This is a genomic window from Alphaproteobacteria bacterium (assembly GCA_035625915.1).
GTDB lineage: Bacteria > Pseudomonadota > Alphaproteobacteria > JACZXZ01 > JACZXZ01 > DATDHA01.
In genome coordinates this window covers 1-18,060 of record DASPOR010000160.1, presented here as the reverse complement: position 1 = coordinate 18,060, position 18,060 = coordinate 1, and the positions used below count along the sequence as shown (strand labels likewise).

18 protein-coding genes are annotated in these 18,060 nt (G+C 59.4%); 8 read left to right on the top strand and 10 right to left on the bottom strand.

The window, feature by feature from the left end; translation table 11 throughout:
* The 4 genes from VEJ16_12415 to VEJ16_12400 form a co-directional block, all read left to right on the top strand.
* Positions 1-668 (top strand): hypothetical protein (locus VEJ16_12415; protein HYB10467.1); only part of this gene is annotated, 668 nt, incomplete at its 5' end.
* A 229-nt stretch (positions 669-897) separates the two neighbouring features.
* Positions 898-1,323: a glycine zipper family protein gene (locus VEJ16_12410; GenBank protein ID HYB10466.1), complete on the top strand. Its 426-nt coding sequence runs from the start codon at positions 898-900 to the stop codon at positions 1,321-1,323.
* Positions 1,324-1,480: 157 nt separating this feature from the next.
* Complete coding sequence (locus tag VEJ16_12405) at positions 1,481-2,356, top strand: tetratricopeptide repeat protein (protein HYB10465.1); 876 nt, start codon at positions 1,481-1,483, stop codon at positions 2,354-2,356.
* Positions 2,357-2,590: 234 nt separating this feature from the next.
* Positions 2,591-3,118, top strand: coding sequence for a glycine zipper family protein (locus VEJ16_12400; GenBank protein HYB10464.1), 528 nt, complete (start codon positions 2,591-2,593; stop codon positions 3,116-3,118).
* A gap of 116 nt (positions 3,119-3,234) precedes the next feature.
* Here the strand turns inward: VEJ16_12400 and VEJ16_12395 are convergent, their stop codons facing one another.
* Together VEJ16_12395 and VEJ16_12390 are read right to left on the bottom strand one after the other, a co-directional pair.
* Positions 3,235-3,600 carry a DUF393 domain-containing protein gene (locus VEJ16_12395; protein ID HYB10463.1) on the bottom strand — a complete coding sequence of 122 codons (366 nt, stop codon included), beginning with the start codon at positions 3,598-3,600 and terminating at the stop codon, positions 3,235-3,237.
* A 93-nt stretch (positions 3,601-3,693) separates the two neighbouring features.
* Positions 3,694-5,895, bottom strand: coding sequence for a mechanosensitive ion channel domain-containing protein (locus VEJ16_12390; protein ID HYB10462.1), 2,202 nt, complete (start codon positions 5,893-5,895; stop codon positions 3,694-3,696).
* A 343-nt stretch (positions 5,896-6,238) separates the two neighbouring features.
* Between VEJ16_12390 and VEJ16_12385 the strand changes: the two genes are divergently transcribed.
* Positions 6,239-6,976, top strand: coding sequence for an acetoacetate decarboxylase (locus VEJ16_12385; GenBank protein HYB10461.1), 738 nt, complete (start codon positions 6,239-6,241; stop codon positions 6,974-6,976).
* A 34-nt stretch (positions 6,977-7,010) separates the two neighbouring features.
* Here VEJ16_12385 and VEJ16_12380 read toward each other — a convergent pair whose 3' ends face one another.
* The gene (locus tag VEJ16_12380) at positions 7,011-7,364 is read right to left on the bottom strand and encodes a nuclear transport factor 2 family protein (GenBank protein ID HYB10460.1); all 354 of its coding nucleotides are present in this window, start codon (positions 7,362-7,364) and stop codon (positions 7,011-7,013) included.
* 155 nt (positions 7,365-7,519) lie between these two features.
* Between VEJ16_12380 and VEJ16_12375 the strand changes: the two genes are divergently transcribed.
* On the top strand, positions 7,520-8,455 hold the full coding sequence (locus VEJ16_12375; GenBank protein HYB10459.1) for a J domain-containing protein: 936 nt from the start codon (positions 7,520-7,522) through the stop codon (positions 8,453-8,455).
* Complete coding sequence (locus VEJ16_12370; GenBank protein ID HYB10458.1) at positions 8,452-8,787, top strand: hypothetical protein; 336 nt, start codon at positions 8,452-8,454, stop codon at positions 8,785-8,787. The genes VEJ16_12375 and VEJ16_12370 overlap by 4 nt, the downstream gene beginning before the upstream one ends.
* A 54-nt stretch (positions 8,788-8,841) precedes the next feature.
* Here the strand turns inward: VEJ16_12370 and VEJ16_12365 are convergent, their stop codons facing one another.
* From VEJ16_12365 to VEJ16_12345, 5 genes are all read right to left on the bottom strand, one after another.
* On the bottom strand, positions 8,842-10,038 hold the full coding sequence (locus tag VEJ16_12365) for an ATP-binding protein (GenBank protein HYB10457.1): 1,197 nt from the start codon (positions 10,036-10,038) through the stop codon (positions 8,842-8,844).
* Positions 10,028-10,774, bottom strand: a complete 747-nt coding sequence (locus VEJ16_12360; GenBank protein ID HYB10456.1) for a response regulator — start codon at positions 10,772-10,774, stop codon at positions 10,028-10,030. Before VEJ16_12360 ends, VEJ16_12365 begins: the two co-directional genes overlap by 11 nt.
* On the bottom strand, positions 10,771-12,630 hold the full coding sequence (locus VEJ16_12355; protein HYB10455.1) for an ATP-binding protein: 1,860 nt from the start codon (positions 12,628-12,630) through the stop codon (positions 10,771-10,773). The genes VEJ16_12360 and VEJ16_12355 overlap by 4 nt, the downstream gene beginning before the upstream one ends.
* A 669-nt stretch (positions 12,631-13,299) precedes the next feature.
* Complete coding sequence (locus tag VEJ16_12350; protein HYB10454.1) at positions 13,300-13,569, bottom strand: hypothetical protein; 270 nt, start codon at positions 13,567-13,569, stop codon at positions 13,300-13,302.
* 541 nt (positions 13,570-14,110) lie between these two features.
* Positions 14,111-15,412, bottom strand: coding sequence for a serine hydrolase domain-containing protein (locus tag VEJ16_12345; protein ID HYB10453.1), 1,302 nt, complete (start codon positions 15,410-15,412; stop codon positions 14,111-14,113).
* Between the two features lie 456 nt (positions 15,413-15,868).
* Here VEJ16_12345 and VEJ16_12340 point away from each other — a divergent pair, with 456 nt between their 5' ends.
* Positions 15,869-16,282 (top strand): VOC family protein, encoded by a 414-nt coding sequence (locus tag VEJ16_12340; protein ID HYB10452.1) that lies wholly within the window; start codon positions 15,869-15,871, stop codon positions 16,280-16,282.
* 64 nt (positions 16,283-16,346) lie between these two features.
* Here the strand turns inward: VEJ16_12340 and VEJ16_12335 are convergent, their stop codons facing one another.
* Together VEJ16_12335 and VEJ16_12330 are read right to left on the bottom strand one after the other, a co-directional pair.
* Positions 16,347-17,219, bottom strand: a complete 873-nt coding sequence (locus VEJ16_12335; GenBank protein HYB10451.1) for a hypothetical protein — start codon at positions 17,217-17,219, stop codon at positions 16,347-16,349.
* A gap of 359 nt (positions 17,220-17,578) precedes the next feature.
* Positions 17,579-18,060 (bottom strand): hypothetical protein (locus VEJ16_12330; protein ID HYB10450.1); only part of this gene is annotated, 482 nt, incomplete at its 5' end.

Here is an 18,060-nt window from a genome sequence, read left to right as displayed (position 1 = left end):
TTACCCTCGGTCACGATGCCCTGATCACGCGGGCTCGTAGCACGATCCTCGCGCGCTTTCTCGACAATCCCTCGACCACGCATCTTCTCTTCATCGATGCCGACATCTCGTTCGAGCCAGAGCAGGTTGTCCGCCTGCTTCGGTTCGATCGCGACGTCGTGGCGGCACCCTACCCCGCCAAGGTCTTCGACTGGTCGAAGGTACCGGAGCGCTTTGGACGCTCGGGCGAGACCCTCGAAGAGGCCGCCTACGTCTATGTCGGCGAACTTTGCAAAGGCGAGGCACTCAAGGTCGAAGGCGACTTCGCCACCGCGCAATATGCTGGCACCGGTTTCCTGCTCATCAAGCGCCAGGTGTTCTATCGCATGATCGAAGCGTTTCCAGCGTCGAAATTTAGTGCGATGCACGTATTCCCCCGACCGCAGAACTGCAGCGAAAACCAATACGCGCTCTTCGATTGTATAATCGATCCGGACACCGGCGCATACCTCAGCGAGGACTATTCGTTTTGTCGCCGCTGGGGCCAGATCGGCGGTGAGATATGGCTCGACCTCGGGAGCAGGCTGAGCCATTCCGGACAACATACCTACAAGGGCAACCCGACCCCGCGCTTCGCACAATTCCTGAGAAGTGCTGGCGCCGAACCCAAGGTCGCTTGGGGCGATTGACAGATGCCCTTGATAGGTGCCTGACCCTGCCCGAGCGACCGTCGGCTTGACTGTATCCTGCGAATTCGACACTTTTATATGGAGATGCGCACATTGGAGTCGGCGCGCCGACGTGCGGCCCATTGAAGGGCGCCGCCAGATCGCGGGACACGATCGGCGGCCGGCGTCTGCTCAGGTTCCGGCCGCTGCATGCGGGCATGTGCGATTTGTGTCAAATACGGGGGCAATCATGAGCAGCGGATTGTTAGCGGATATTCGTCGCGCAGCCGTGGGATCGATGGCGGTTCGAGCAACGCTCCTGGCGATGGTCGTCGGTCTCGGCGGTTGCGCCGGTGCCGATTATCGTCCTGTCGTCGACATGACTGGCCACACGCAAGCGCAATACGATTCGGACCTTGCGAGTTGCCAGGCGACCGCGCGTCAGGCCCGTAATAACGAGGACATCGCAGTCGATACCGGGCTCGGCGCCGTGGGTGGTGCAGCACTCGGTGCCGTAGGCGGCGCCATCGGCGGCAACGCCGGCCTCGGTGCCGGTGTCGGAGCGCTTGCCGGTGCCGTCGGCACGGGCGCCTACAAGGAGGCGGAAACTGAAAATCGAGAGGAAACCATCGTCAAGAGCTGCATGCGCCATAAAGGCTTCACTGTGTACGACTAGTGTCGTGGATTTGAAGTTCCTAAACGCGGATGCCACCAAAATGCTAGGAACTTCAAATCCACCACGCTAGTGCCGACTAATGCGCGGAATGTTGCCATTGCGATCGTCCAAATGGGTTGCTGCCGCCAAGCGAATACCCTGTGGCGTCGAAAAACCTATGGCTGCGCGGAGCCGCGTGGCGTGCTTTACGGTGGCGTGTGCAACTCTGCTGCTGGTCCTCCTACTGTTGGGAATTTCGGCGCCCGTCGAGGCCACGGGAATCGACTTCGCAAAGTCTGCAAGTGCGGCCGAGGATCGCGGCGATTGGGATGAAGCGATCCGTCTTTACGGCCAATCGATGGCCGCGGGTGATCTCACCAAGGAAAATCTCGCGGTCGTGCACTACGACCGCGGCATCGCCTATGCGCGCAAGGGCGAGGTGGACAAAGCAATCGCAGATTACAACGCGGCGATCGAACTTTTGCCGGACTATGTCGCCGCATACCATGGCCGGGCCACCGCCTATCGCGATAAGGAAATGACCGAAAAGGCGATCGCAGACTTGGATACAGCGATCCGGATCGCCCCCGACGACGCATTCGCCTATGAGAACCGCGGGCGTGCCTATCTCCATTTGGGCAAGGCCGATGCGGCCGTCAACGACATGGTGAAGGCTTTGTCGCTAGCACCGACGGACAGCTACGCGGTCCTGTGGCTCCACTTCGCGCGCCGCTCGGCCAAGCAGGACGATGCCGCCGAGTTCTCCCAGAATGTTGCGAAGCTCGACCATGCGGAGTGGCCAGCCCCCATTCTCGATCTTTTCCTTGGCAAGGTCGACCCGCAATCCGTGCAAGCGGCCGCGAGTGCCGTGCCGGATCCGACGAAAAGGCGCGAACAAATTTGTGAGGCCGATTTCTACGTCGGCGCTTACCAGCTCTTTCGCGGCGCAAGCTCGGACGCCAAGCAGCTTTTCAAGGCATCCGTCGAAACATGCCCCGTTTATTTTCTCGAGGCCGAGGCCGCGAGGGCGCAATTAAAGCGCCTCGGTCCTTGAGGAATACAGAAGGATTCAGTTCGAGGAATCAATACGATAAATAGCGGCAGATACTGTAGCCGGGCCGCTCGCGAAGAACGCATGACGGGACCCTTATTTCCGGACGCAGGAATCACTATTTCCATACGTAGATAGTTGCGCGCATACTTGCCCGACGGCGACCAGACATGGCGCCGCGAAACTTTGACACCGGCGAAGGGTCGCCTGGTGCAGAATATTCAAGGGAAGACTGATATGCCTCGAGTCTCGCCAGCCATTGCCGTCCTTGGGGCTCTAGCCCTTGCGGGCTGCGTTACCCCGCCTCCGACTGGACCGAGCGTCGCAGCCATGCCGGCGCAGGGCAAGACCTTCGAGCAATTTCAGCAGGACGACGCGACGTGCCGGCAGTACGCCTCGAGCCAGATCGGCAATAGCTCGCCCGAGCAGGCGGCCAACGAGAGTGCGGTCAATAGCGCCATCGTGGGGACGGCTATCGGCGCTGCTGCTGGCGCCGCATTGGGTGCGGCAGCTGGTAATCCGGCCCTTGGCGCCGCAGCCGGCGCTGGCGGAGGTCTACTCTTCGGGAGTGCTGCGGGTGTCGGCGCCTCGCAGGCATCCGGAGCCGCTCTCCAGCATCGCTATGACGTAGGCTACATTCAGTGCATGGCGGCGAAGGGCGAGAGCGTTCCGACAGTTCAGGCTGGGGCGCGGCCCTATCCCTATTACCCCTATTATGGGTACTACTACCCCGGCTATCCCGCCTATTATTACCCGGCTTATTGACGCGCCAAGATCGACGTTGGAGCGAACAGCTCGCGCAGCCGTGAGCCGCGCTGGGACCATCGCCAGACGGGCATGACGGCGGGGGCCCGTTCGGCGCCAAGCCAAATCGCGGGCGACTACGTGCCGGTAGTGCCACTTTTTGGCACACGCGGCCGCCGCCTTGCCAATGCCACGTACAGGAAATCCAAGGTGGGACGCACGCCCGGCGAGGTAACGATCCTTGCCAGCCATCGATAGCGTCGAAGCGCCCTGAACAATACGGCATAGGCCAAGATGCCTTTGTGCAAGCGGCCCGACTCATCGCGCACGAAAAGGCGCGCAAGCGCCTCATCGTAGCTGATGCCGTCCGATCGAAGGGCGCTCATGTCCTTATTGACATCGACAAAATCGATGGCGGCCGCACCTTCCATGGCGCGGCAGCGGTCCATCTCTCGCGCGCAGATCGGGCAGTCGCCATCGAAATAGACTTGAATCCGTGCCATCGTGGAATCCAGTTTACCAAGGCACACCATCGCCCGGAACATTCTTGCCGCTCCCATACGCGAAGAAGTCGGCAGGTTTGTCGTGCGCTCAGTTCAGTTGGGCTTTTCCGCGGCACTTCCCGTACCGCTTGCCGCCGCGGCCGCCGCGGCCATACCCAACGAATTACCGCCGACCGTCTGGACGCTGACAGTTGCGTTGGCGAATTCGATCCCGGCGTCCTTGAACGCCAAAATCAGCCGCTTCACACCCTGACGCTGGATGAAGGTCGGCCTGACCGGACGCACGGTCATCTTGAAGCGCATGATGATGGCGTTGTCGGCGATATCGGCGATTCCTTGAAGTTTCAGGGGTTCCAGAAAGTCGTCCTTGATCTCAGGGTCTTCGAGCATGGCCTCACCCACTTTTTTGGTGACTTTGCGGAGCTTTTCGAGGTCCGTGCCACGGTCGAAGCGGAGATTGAATTTCAGCGTCGACCAATCACGGCTGAAATTGGTGATTTGCCCAAGTTGCCCGAAGGGAATCGTGTGGATTTGGCCGTTCTGATGCCTAAGGCGAATCGAGCGCAGCGTGAAGCCCTCGACCGTACCCTTGGCCTTGCCGCAGTCGATATACTCCCCAACCCGAAACGCATCGTCAGCCAAATAAAAGATTCCCGAAACAATGTCGCGCACCAGCGTCTGGCTGCCAAAGGAGATCGCAAGGCCGAATACGGAGGCGCCGGCGACAATCGGCGTTATGTTGACGTTGAGATTCGACAATAGCATTAGCGCAGCAATGATGGCGATCGTGATGCCAAGCGCTACGCGTAAGATGGGTGCCAATGTCTCAAGGCGCGAGGCGGTGGCCTGGCTCATTTCCGGATCGCCTTCCTGCCCGGGAACTGCCGCGGGCGGACGGACGGCGTGATGCCCGGTCGCGAAACGCACGGCTTCCCATGCGTAATAAGCAACCAGTACCGTTACGATGCCAGTCGTCCATCCACGGCTGAAATTCGCCCAACTCTTCTGGTCGACGAGAGCCAGGACATCGACGGCCCAACTGCGAAAGAGAACCGCCGCTGCCAAGACCAGGACCGTGGTCCGGATAATGCGCACGGCGAAGGGAAACAATCTATGTGCTTCCGGCTTATCGGAGCGGGCGAGAACCGAAGCCTGATGGCGCTTGCCCACAAAGGAGAGGAGCGTTTCCGCGAGAAGCAGCGCTATGAAAATGTTCAAGGTGAGAATTATGCCGTTCGGAACGAATCCTTCTTGGCCCAACGACTCGTAGGCGCGAGCACCGCCGACGACGACGATCACGGGTATGGCGATCCAGTGCCAGTGCCGCGCAAGGGTCGTTTTGATTTTCGAGCCGCCTGCGTTCTGATCGATGAGCCCGAGGAGCCAATCGCAAATACTGCTTCGGGCACGAAAGACGATAAGCACGTATAAGGCCGGAATCACGACGCCATTGGCCAAGCCTACCGCCATGAGCGCGTTTGGCGTGTCTTGGATCTTGAGCAGGCCATGGCCGAAAATCGCTATCAAGACGATGGCGCTGAAAGATCGAAGGAGCATTTTCGCGCTGCGGTCGTCTATAGGTGCGACGCGTATTTCGGGCAAACCCGGCCGCAAGTAAAAGCGCACGAACAACAGGTAGAATCGCCATATGACGACCCCTCCGAGAACGCGAATAGCAAACTGGGTTTGGGCCTCGGCATTCGTGAACAGAGTGACGCGCGCCACGTGAACAATGACCAGCAGCGCCAAAAACGCCATCGCATCGAAAAGCCACAACCATACGAGTCGCCACAGCCCACCATTTGCTGCGAACTGATGCGCAATACTGCGCCGGGTCGCTTCGGTCAGACGGCGGACGGCGAGCTCACCGACGTAAGCGACGACCGCCACGAATACCAGGAGACCGAGGAAGGCGGACGTGCCTCGCCCGCCATCAGCTGTACGGTCAAGTCGTTCCGGCAATTGCGCGAGATTGACCCACACTTCCGGAAACCCGCCAATCGCTGCGGGAATTCGGTGCATAACAGTAGAGATTTGGTCGCTCGTGGAATCCGAGCTGGTGGCGTCGCTTGCATTGGAGGTCGAATCCGAGGCCGGCGTCTTCGCGACGAGGCCCTTCTCGGCCAAGGTTTCGATCACCGACTGGCCGACCGATTTCACCAACGCGTCGTACTGCTCTTGGGTCATTCCCGCGGGCGGCGCTGTTGGCGCCTTTTGCGCCTGCGCCGGCCCCAGTAGCAGCACCGGGTAAAGGAATGCCAAAGCCGCAAGAAAGACAGGGATGGTGCGTCTCATGCCCATATCTTACACCGATTTTCCGAGATCGCCCGAGAGTTCACATTTCCCACCTTGTTTCGCATCGTCGTGACACTACTTCTCACGTAGGGCCAGTGATATGGTCCATGAAGTCGCGCGGCCGAACTGACGCGCGGCGAGCCGAGAGGGGACCGGCACGAATTGCGAATTTTCAAGCCGCAAGGCGGCGGAGCATCCATTCTCCGACGCAGGCAATGCTGGTTTTTTTTCGATGCGATTTGAGGTGCCGGGTCGCACTGTGGCGTTCACTTCTTATACAGGTTGACGATTCGGCGTCGACTAGCCAGTCGTAGGACACCCCGGATAGGAAAGGTGAGCAACGATGAAGGAAGCAGATGTCGTGAAACGGGCAATCGCGATGCCGCTCACGAACCCCGCGTATCCGATCGGCCCATATCGCTTCAAGAACCGTGAATATCTCATCATCACGTATCGGACCGATCCGAAAAGGCTGCGCGAGTTGGTGCCGGAACCGCTGCAAATCGGCGAACCCCTCGTGAAATTCGAATTCATTCGGATGCCGGACTCGACCGGCTTCGGCGACTACACCGAAAGCGGCCAAGTCGTCCCTGTGACCCTGAACGGCCGACAGGGCGGCTACAGCCATTGCATGTTCTTGAACGATCATCCACCAATCGCCGGGGGTCGTGAGCTCTGGGGATTTCCGAAAAAGCTTGCCGAACCTACATTGCGCGCGGAGATCGACACGCTGGTCGGAACGCTCGATTATGGCCCCATTCGTATTGCGACCGGCACCATGGGCTATAAGCACAGGGAAGCCGATGCGGCGGCGGTGAAGGCCTCGCTCCAGGCGCCAAATTACCTTCTCAAGATCATCCCGCATGTCGATGGCACGCCGCGCATCTGCGAGATCGTCGAATACTATCTCGAGAACATCGACCTCAAGGGCGCTTGGACGGGACCGGGCAGTCTCACGCTCACCTCCCATGCACTCGCACCGCTTGCGGAACTACCCGTACTGGAGGTCGTGGCAGCGACGCATATCATTGCCGATCTGACACTTGGCCTCGGCAAGGTCGTGCACGATTATCTGAAGTGAGGTCCGGCGACCTCGCCGGGCGCTCGGCTAAAAGTCATCGCGTTACGTGCGCAGACACGGCGAGCCAGGCTCCGTTCCGGCGTGCCCAGACATCGGTATAACGACCGTTGCGTCGTTCGCCTTCTGCGGTCGTGTAGCTGGTGCGCGCATGGATGATTGCGACGTCTCCGAGGATTCGCACGCGGACATCCTCTATCGCAAGATCGCTGATCGTCACCGGGCGTCCCGTTTGCACAAGGAACTGCGGCTTGTCGACGAGCGAGCCATCGGGGTTCGAGCAAAGGAAATCCTCGGCTAATATCTGGCTAAACCGCCGAACGTCGCCATGTTGCACCGAATGAATATAGTCGCGGTTGAGTACCGTTAGCGCCTCGAAGTCGTTTTTCATGATCGTGCGGGCATCCATGAGCACCTCCTTGGAAAAGGCGCGAACCAGATTCGCTTGTCGCACGGCTTAGGTGCGTCTGGCCGGCAAGTTAATCCCCAATCGGACATTCCGGCAATAATCAGAAAAAGTGGGCGGCGCAGCCACGAATGTGCCAAATGCTGGCGTCGCTCCCGAGGGATGGGATATTCTCCGTCAAAATGAAAGACCCTTACGAAATTTTGGGCGTCAAGCGGGACGCAACGGCCGATGAGATTCGCGCGGCCTACCGTAAGCTCGCTAAACAGCATCATCCGGATCTCAATCCGGGAAAGCGCGAAGCTGAAGAGCAATTCAAGGCCGTCAATGCGGCCCACGATCTGCTTTCAGATCCCCAGAAGCGCGCCCGCTTCGATCGTGGCGAGATCGACGCGAGCGGGGCCGAACGACCTCCCGAGCGCCCCTTCTACCGGGATTTTGGCGACGATGCGGGCCGCACCAAATACCGAACCGAGGCGGCTTTCGATCCCGAAGACATCGAAGAGCTTTTCGGTCGCGCATTTCGAAGGGATCGAGGCGAGGGATTCAAGGCAAGGGGCCCCGATGCATATTATGGGCTTACCGTGGGCTTCCTTGATGCGGCAAACGGCGCTGTCCGTCGGATTACATTGCCAGATGGTCGCACACTCGATGTCAACATTCCCGCAGGGGTAAACGACCATCAGATTCTGCGCCTCAAGGGCCAAGGAATGCCTGGAATCGGGGGGGCTCCTTCCGGCGACGCGCTCGTCGAAATCACGGTGGCGCCGCACCCGCTCTTTCGCCGGGTCGGCAATGACGTCGTGCTCGAAATGCCAGTCTCGCTCAAGGAAGCGGTCCTCGGGGCAAAGATCGAAGTGCCGACGATCAAGGGCCCGGTAAGCCTCAAGGTTCCACCAAATTCCGGCCTCGGCACGCGCTTGAGGCTGAAAGGCAGGGGTATCGCCGGAGGGCACGAGTATGTCGAGATCAAGGTTGTCCTTCCGCACGAGCCGGAGCCGGAGCTTGAGGAATTCTTGAAGAGCTGGACGCCGCGCCACCCCTTTGACCCGCGCGCAAAAACGGGGAAGACATGACCCAGCTCGATGCGGTCGTGATCCATTTTCCCGATCTCGAGGCAGCAGAGCTGTCAATCTGGATCGAGCGACGCTGGGTCGAACCGGATATTGACGGCACGGGAAATTGGACGTTTCGCGAAATCGACATTGCGCGGGTGCGCCTGATTTACGACCTGCGCCGACGCATGGACGTCGCCGAGGACACGATTCCGCTTGTACTCTCGCTACTCGACCAGCTTTACGATGTGAGGTGCACCGTGAAGGCGATGACGCAAGCGCTGAAGGATCTCCCACCCGAAGTTCAAGCGGCAGTGCGATCAGCGCTAAAGCAGCGGAACATGGACCTCTGATTGACGCCGGCTGCCTGTGCTTAGGCGGCGCGAGGCGGGTTCCCGTTGCATCTCCTAGAAAGTTTCAGAGAATTGCGCCACGCGCTCCAATGGAATTGTGAGCGATACCCGCGTTCCCTTCCCAAGCGTGCTTTCGATCGATAGCCGCCCGCCGTGAAGCTCCGTCATCTTCGCAGCGAGCGGCAAACCGAGCCCGCTGCCCTGATGGCTTCGCGTGAAAGCGTTTTCGACTTGGACAAACGGCTCGAGCACCCGGTCTAGATCCTCCGCACCGATGCCAATGCCGGTATCTTGCACCGTTACGCAGTAGCCGCCTACCGGATCGAGCCTTGCCACGATCTCGATATAGCCGCCAGCAGGGGTGAATTTCACGGCGTTCGACACGAGATTAAGAAGAATTTGCTTGAGCTTCCGTTCGTCGGCAAGAAGACGCGGCATCCGAGCACACAGATTCGCGGTGACGCTCAGTCCCATCCGTTCGGCGCGCGGACGGATCAGGCGACACGTCGCATCGATCACTTCGCCAAGGTCCACCCACTCCTCTTCCAGCACGAGTTTTCCGGCCTCCGCCTTGGAAAGATCGAGGATATCGTTGATGATCTCGAGCAGGTGCATCCCGCTGTCGTGAATGTCCTTGGCGTACTCCTTGTACTGCGGTCGCCCGATCGGGCCGAGCGTTTCGTTCAGCATAACCTGGGAGAATCCAATGACCGCATTTAGCGGCGTCCTCAGCTCGTGACTCATCGTCGCGAGGAATTCGGACTTGGCCTGATTCGCCGCCTCCGCCTGCGCCCGCGCGGCTTCGGCTTCCTCCTTTGCGATGCGCAATGCCTCGTAGGCCGCACGCCGTTCCTCCTGAAGCTGACGCCGTTCGAAGCATCGCTCGAGGACCGCGTAGAGTTCGCTCGGCTCGCATGATTTGTCGCAATAGTCGTATGCGCCGTGGCGCAGCGCCTTGATCGCCGTCTGCGTATCGACATGCGCGGTCATCATCACGCAGATGAGATCCGGTCGCTCGTCCTTCAATCGAGAAAGCAGGTCGACGCCCGATTCGAGGCGGAGGCGGACGTCCAGCATGACGACCGCAAGGTCGACCCATTTGAGGGCGTGGGCTGCCGCCTCCGGCCGATCCGCGACGTGCGCTTCGTAGCCTTGCAGCGCAAGCAAGTCGGCAAGCGACTCCGCATATCCGAGATCGTCATCGACGATCAGGATGCGCCGAACGGTCGATGAGGCGGCGTTATTCTGCATGCGCTGGAGCCCTTTGCCTTGACAAAATAGCGGCCTGCAGCGCTTTCAATAGCTCAGCGGGGTCGAAGGGCTTAATGAGAAGGCCGTCGGTGAACTGTTTCACTCGCTCGAGGGCGGTACCTTCCTCGGCCACAAAGCCAGTTACGAAGATCGTCGGCACAACCTTCGCCGCTTCGCGGAGCTTCAAATAGACTTCGAGGCCGGACAGCACCGGCATCCTCAAATCGAGGATCAAGCAACTAAGCTCCGGCTTCGATGCTTTCCATAGAGCTTCCGCCCCATCGCGAGCGATCTCGACCACATAGCCGTTCCGAAACAGGATCGGTTCGATCGACGAGGCGAAATCGGGGTCGTCGTCCGCCACAAGCACCATACCGCGTGGCTTCACACGCTCCAGGGTTTCGAGGAGATCGGCGATCAGAAAGGGCTTATGCAGGACGCCGAGGGCGCCGTGCTCAACCGCTTCCGCAACCAATCGTTCGACGCTGAATCCCGTCATCATCAGGACTCGCGCTTGTGGCCTTATTTTCTTCAGCTCGAAGAAGGTCTCAACACCGTTCATTCCCGGCAGTCTCACATCCATGAGCACGACGTCGAATTCCTGGGCGCGGAAACGGGCGATGCCTTCCTCGCCGGTGAATGCGATATCGACGGTGTAGCCATGCAGCATGAGCACGTCGGCCACACTCTCGGCGTGATCCCGGTCGTCATCGACGATGAAAATTCGCCCGCTCATGCGGCAATCTCCTGACGATGGATCAATGGCAGCCTGATCGTGACTCGCGTCCCACTGCCAACTTCGCTCGCGACGGTAACATGGCCGCCATGTTGCTCGACGATCTGTTTGACGGTGGGCAATCCGAGGCCGGTTCCAAACGACTTGGTGCTAAAAAGCGGCTCGAAGATTTTGGGAAGTACATCGGTCGGGATGCCGGGGCCGGTATCGGCGACGACGATCTCGATGTTTCCAGGAATTTCGTGAGTGCTCACCGCAATTCCGGCTTCGCCGTCCCTTGCGGCGATTTGGCCAATGGCCTGGACCGCATTGTCGATCAAATTGACCATGACACGGCGTAAGCGCTCGGGGTCGAACGTCACGGTCGTTCCGCTAGTACCTAACTCGCGGGAGAGAACGATACCGTCGGGAATCCTTTGCTCGTCGAGGACATCACCAAGCCAACGATCGAGATCGAGTGACGCGCACTGCAACTCGCGGCTTCGGGTATAGTCCAAAAGATCGGTCACGATGCGGTCGCAGCGCACGATACTGTGCTCGACGCGCGTTAGTGCACGATCAAGCCCCAAGCCTTTTCCGGTGACGACCTCCTTTATCGTGTAGATCGAGTTGCGAATCGCACTGAGCGGGTTGCGCAGTTCGTGAGCAACGGTCGCCGTCAACTGGCCGAGGATCGAGAGGCGTTCCTTGGCAAGCAATTCCTCCTGGGCAGCACGCAATTGCGCCGTGCGCTCGTCCATCCTGCGCGCAAGTTCAAGCTCGTTCGACACCTCGGCCGTGATATCTCGCGCCGTTCCCCTATAGCCGCGGAACGTCCCCTGTTCGTCGAACACCGGGGTTCCACTCACGCTGATATGCCGCATATCCCCGGCCGGTCCGATGCGCTGAATTCGAAAATTTTGAAACGGCCGGCGCGCATCAAGGTCTTGCTGGTGTATGCGCCATTGCTCGTCGCTGACGCCGTGATGAACGACCTCTCGGCGCGTTTTTCCGAGATGCGCCGAGGCCGGCAGGCCCGAATGTCGCACAGGATCGGACAAATAGCTGAAGCGGAGATTCGCATCTTGCTCCCAAAACCAGTCGGACGCCGATTTCGCAAAATCGCGAAATCTCTGTTCACTTTCCTCAAGGCGCATTTGCGACGCCTCGCGCTCCGTAATCTGACGGAAATGCAATAGGGAGATCAGCAATCCCGACCCTGCGACCATGATGAAGACGACGATGGCCAGCGCCGTCGAATACAGAGACGCCTTTCGAATGAAAGCGCCCGCGGGAACGTCGATCGAGAACGCGCCCATCACGTCGTTGAGGCGCCACTGCGCCTTCTCGGGCGCGAGTTTATTATGGCAGTTGACGCAGCTCTCCTGGGTCGCAAGGGATGGATAAATCGTGCGGAGGACGGTTTCGCCGTCGACGGTGAGAAACGTGGTGCGTGGCTTTGGGTTGATCTCCTGGCTGAAAGCCTCGATTGTTTCGGCCATTTGTTCGTCTGCCGGTGGGGTTGCAACTTCGCGACCCTCCCGCCCGACCCATAGCAGGCGAAGGACGTTATCGGCACTGCGGGCCTTGTTAAAAATGTCGATCGAATGGGCGCGGAACGTCGCTGGAACAGGAGCGGCGTCATTGGCGAACTTGGTCCGCACGTCCGCGTAATTCGTCACGAATGCATCGACCAATTGAAGGGCCGTGATCTTTTCCTCGCTCTTGTTGGCAGTGAAGGCGGCAACGCTGAACGAATAGACGCCGTAGCCGACCCCCGCGGCCAATACGGCGCAAAAGCAGACGAATTTCAGGAAGCGGGATCCGGTCTTCGACCGGATGAACCCGCCCAAATTTGCATCGCGGAGCATCGCCATTGCCACAGTCGGATAGAGTCGGTCGACACTATGGCCAAAACTTGCTTAAGTGAGCATTAACATATGTCTATTCAAATTCTGTTCAGGATTGTAAATTAATCCTGAATTCTCGAAAATTTCATCGGTGAATCCTGTAAATCCATGTATATGTGTGTAAAGGTCAATGTACTCGATTGCTTTAGTACGGCCTTAATACGGCGGGGAATGCGGAAGGCGTTGTGAAGGATCATTCACGGCGAGGACACAAATGAAATGGCCACGATGTGGTGGGTGTTCAGCGCGATGTGCGCCAGCAAACTGGAGACGCCGTACGGGCCCATCGAGTTTGAGCTTGACGTGGAGAAGCGCACGGGTCGCATGAGTATCCCAGGGACTGCCGAGATGTCGGCTCAACCGATCCGAAGTCCTGTAACCGGTGCGGAACATCGCGCCCGCATCGACCTCCGGCACGGCTTCGAATAAGAGATCGCAGAGATGGGGAGCGCCTCTTCGAGCGTGAAGGGGCCGATCGCCATGGAGCTAAAAGACAGCTACGGGCTATTCGCCGAATTGCAGCTGTCGGATAGCGGGACCGTTCGTCGACGCCGATTTCGCCGTCGGCATTGGTCAGAGTGTCGGAGTTGGCGGCGGCGTCTCGCCCAACATCCTCTGGTGCTCGATGGCGAGCTATTACGGGTTTCGGCCTAGTCCATCTGCCAACCGGGAAACGACTTTTTGATCGAAGCCTTTAGAAACGAATAGAGGCATCAAGACGATAGCTCCAACTACTGCGCCCACCTCGAGAATTTCGCTTTCGTGTACAGGTGTTCCTGCCAGCCTAAAAGGCAAAACGATTAACAAGCCGGCCACGATAAAGCCGGTGATAGCCGCCACAAGTGCCGCAACGGCAAAAATGACCACAAGGGGCACGCCACGCTTCCAATGTTGGCTGTATGTCATTTAGCTCCTCCTCGCTGAGCCACGGCCTGAGTAGGTCGCGATGTCGGGCACCGCCCTGTTCTGGGCCACCTCGCCTATGCTCTACAGCATGACAGTCTACGGCACCATGCCATAGGGATTAGCCCGAGCAGCGGGCTGCGTTATCGTCCTCAGGATGAAAGAACATAACAAGGACAACGGCTTTCCGCCCCGCTATGCCTTTGGACTTGAGGACCTTCGGGACTGGCACTGCGTGGAGGCCGGATGCTTTTTGGCTGTAACCGCACGGTTGAGCTTCGGCACGCCGCCCTAAATCGAGGGAGGCCGCCTCATACTCCGATCATGGACTTTGAGAGCAAGCTAAGGTGTAATCTGCGTGGCAAACGCGAGGTGCTTACGGTGTCGCTGATCAAGAGGTCGAGCTTTTCTCCGCGCGCGTAACGATTCGGAAAATCGATCAGACAATGATCGCCCCAGCCTAGAACCCAGCAGATCATTCTAATGCCGGCGTTGCGACTCGTCGTGCCCACGTTCGAGCGACACGTGTGTTCAGCGGAAACTTCTACTGATGAATAATCGGTGGTTGCGTGGTCAGGTTGTCGAGGTACGCCTGCGTCACGACGCAGCGGAAGTAGTTATTTGGTGGTCCTGTTTGTCCATCGACCATTGAGTTAACCAACACCACCAGCTCCATATCCTCCGGCAAGAAAAACGCGAGGCTTTGTTCGTCCTGGTTGTTGGGATCGTGCCAGTCGCCGGGCTTGCAGTACACGTTGCCGGCGAGCGTAGTCAGGGCAGCAGGAAGTGGACCGCCAGTAAACGGGTCGACGCCAAAGCCATTGTCAAGCATGGCCTGCGCCGCGGCGGGCGTCAGAATGCCGCCGCCCCGGCGAAATTCGCCCATCACATCGAGCAGCTCGTTGACAGAGAGATGCCAGCCGGCGTAGCCGCAGCTCTCCTCCAGGGAACCCGAGTTCCAGCCGGGCTCCGCATCGTCGGGCACCCGGTAGGCCAGCGCGCACCCGGGCGGATGATCGAGCGTGGCGCCAACCACACCAGAGGGCTGAAACACGTTGGCTTGCAGATATGCCTCATAAGCGGTGACCGTCACATAATCCCAGAGGATGTCATTCCACGGTTGGGGAGGAAAGCCTGGAATCGGGGGTGGATCGAAATACGCGTTCTTGTTGATGTTGCCGTTGATGACCGCGAGCAGAATCCGGCACAGCGCGTAGTTCAGATTTTGATAGTTGTACTGTCCGCGAGCGCCCGGATTGATGCCACCAGCGATCGCCGATTTCATGATCTCGAAGTCGACGAGATCACTCGCCGAGAGGCCGCTGGTGTGGTTGAACAGGTTCCGGAAGGTGATGTATTCGACATTGGGCCCTTCCACCCAATAGTCCGGCAGGTAATCCGTGATCAGCGCATCCGGCGAGATGTTGTTATCGCGGAAGAGCACCATCATGGCCATAGCGGTCATGAGCTTGCTCACGCTTGCCACATGCATCTGCACACCCGGTGCCCACCACTCGCTGCCGTCTTGCGGACGTTGGGCGTATTGCCATTCACTGGTGAACCGTATCTGGCCAGACTGACGGAGTTGCGCCACGTAGCCGGCAACGACGTCTTTCAACGCATTGTGCAGGGCGACCTGGAACGTGCCGACGTCGAGATAGTACGGTTCGACGCCTGGCGGTGGCCCAGGCCTGAACAGCACCGGGCTTTCCTCAGTTCCGCGATCCGAGGAGGCGCTCTGGTAATTGGGTGGTCGAATGACATGCACCAGAACGGCTTGGGCGTCGACGGAGACACCTTTCACATTCTCGGCGAGAAACAACTCCAGAGCTCGTAGCAGTTCCATAGACCGCCCCCTTTAGTCAAAAGGGTCATCCAAAATCCGCCTCGCTCGTTCTCCGGTAGCCCGCATCCACGTTGTTTGACCCGCTTAGCAGATCATACTCTGTTTCGCCAGCCGTTCGCCTGCCCCACCCGATCCTTCCTCAACCAGCCGAGGGCTCCTAACGGGCGCTGCGCCCAAGGGGGCGTTCCGCAGTCAATCGCCATCCGTCGCTTTGCCCCCCTAAAGGGTGCCGCCAAAGCCCCTCGCTCTCAAGCCACCGTTCGGGACCGTTGACGGGGATTACCCCTCATGTATCCTTAGTTCACGTTTCGAAGTTTCTCGTCAAAATATTGATTTTATGAGGTAAATCTGGATTCATCGAGTAAGTGAGCGTTAATGCTCAGCAGCCAGCCGTCGCTCCGATCGCCCCGGCGCGGTAAAATCTTCCCATTACAGCCGTAAATCCGAGGAGGCACGATGCAAGTCCAACCCTATCTGTTCTTCGACGGCCGCTGCGAGGAAGCGGCCGAGTTCTATCGCAAGGCGCTTGAAGCGGAAGTGACGATGCTCCTGCGTTTCAAGGACAGCCCCGTCCCCGTCGATGACTCTAAAGTTCCGCCAGGTGCTGCAGAGAAGGTCATGCACATGCGCTTGCGTATCGGCGATGCAACCGTTCTCGCGTCCGACGGCCGATGCCTGGGTCAGCCGAGCTTTCAGGGCTTCGCTCTCACGCTAACTGTGGCGGACGAGTCAGAGGCGAGACGGCTGTTTGGCGCTTTGGCCGACGGCGGCAAGGTGCAAATGCCGCTCGAAAAGACCTTCTTTTCTCCGTGCTTCGGTATGGCAGCGGACCGCTTCGGCGTGTCATGGATGGTCTATGTGGCGCAGTGATGCCTTGTGCCGCAAGGACCGAACCGACGCTGATCTGTCATATCATCGAGGGTTAACACCGCGATCAGTGCGACATTAGAAGCGGCAACATGCTGACCTCGACGATCTCCCGCGTGGCGCCGCCGAACAGGAATTCGCGCCACGGCGATTGGCCGTAACCGCCCATGGCGAGCAAGTCGGCGCCCTCGTCCCGCGCAGTCGACAGAAGCTGCTCTCCAGTACCCACGCCGTGAAGCGGCTGGACGTTGCGATGCTTGGCAGCAATGCCGTGCCACGCAAGATATTCGACGACCGACTCGGCGGCGACCTTCTCCACGTCCTTGTCTTTGCCGCCCACGGTGATGATGGTGACCGCGCGAGCGGTGCTGAGAAGTGGACGGGCCGCAACCAGCGCCCTCACCGCTTGGGCCGAGCCATTCCATCCCACGGCAACGGACTCGCAGGCGGTCTCGGGCGCTTGTGCTGGCGCCAAGAGGACTGGCCGACCGGCATACAGGAGGGTCTCTTCGACCGTATCGGTATGCGGCTGGTCCACCACGCGCTCCGAGCGGCCGAGCACGACAAGATCGAAGAATCGTGCGCGACGCGATACCAGTGTGGGGGCGTAGCCGGATTCTTCGCGCCATACGGCGGAGGCGGTCGCCTTGGGCCCGCCCGCCGTCATGGGAAGGCGATGGCGCGCGGCGGCAGCGTCGAACGCCACCTTCGATTTTTTTGCTAATTCGGCAGCCTCATTGGCAATCTGGTCCATCCACGCGCCCGCAAGCGGCGTGCCGAATCCGTCGGCTGCGACCGCCACGACGGCGAGCGGATCGACCCGGACGTGGAATCCTTCCAAATGCGCTTCGAACCGACGAGCGAGTCGGCCGGCGAGCTCGACCGCACCATTGCTGGCGCTTCCACCACTTGCAGCGACAAGGATCGTTTTAATCGTCATGGCGTTACTCCGGGCAATGATTGACCAAACTGTCCGAACGAACCGTGCCAACATAGAACAGCATCATCCTTGACCTGGATCAATCGAACAAGGCTTGGAGCCGATACGCTCCTCGCTCGATAAAAATGCCGAGTGCGAGAATCCCTATGAGATAAACAGCGGAATGGGGCCGACGCCGCTCACGCGCGGCCGCGCGAGCCTCCTGGCAATATTGTTGGAGGGAGTCGCCACGCCCAAGCCACGCCACGGGCGCAGTATTTGCGTTTCAAGCGGGGTAAACGCGCAAAGGGCGATGCTTCTAAGTGCGACTGATGGCGCCCTGCTTACACCACGCCAGACGAGACTGCGGCCGAATTGGCCTACGAAGCCTTGGCCCGCGGCGTCCTCTTCGGGGGCGGCAATCTGGTGACGCCCGGGATGTCCGTATCGACCCCGAAGAGACGGGCGACGTATTGCAAGCGCTCCGCGACTTCTGGTTCGATCTCCCCGCGAGCACTCAACACTTCGCGGATCACGGCAAGGCCCTTGCGCCGCACCTCAGCTTCCCGCGGCAGCAAATTGGGGATTGCCTCGACCGCAGCCTCCGGTTCGAGCATCAGCATGCAGAACTGCTGGCGTACCATCGTCTTGAATTCCTGCAGCGCCAGTCTCGGCATGCCGTCCTGCTGGTCGCGGATACGGCGCAACATCCTCAGCGCGCGTTCGTCGACGGCCTGTCGGGGCATACCCACATACAGCATCGCGCGGATGACCGCCTCCTGAATACCGCCCGTCGAAATTCGCGATTTCAACTGGGCGACGTGCTCCGCCAGCAATTCACGGTGCAGCACACTACTCCCAG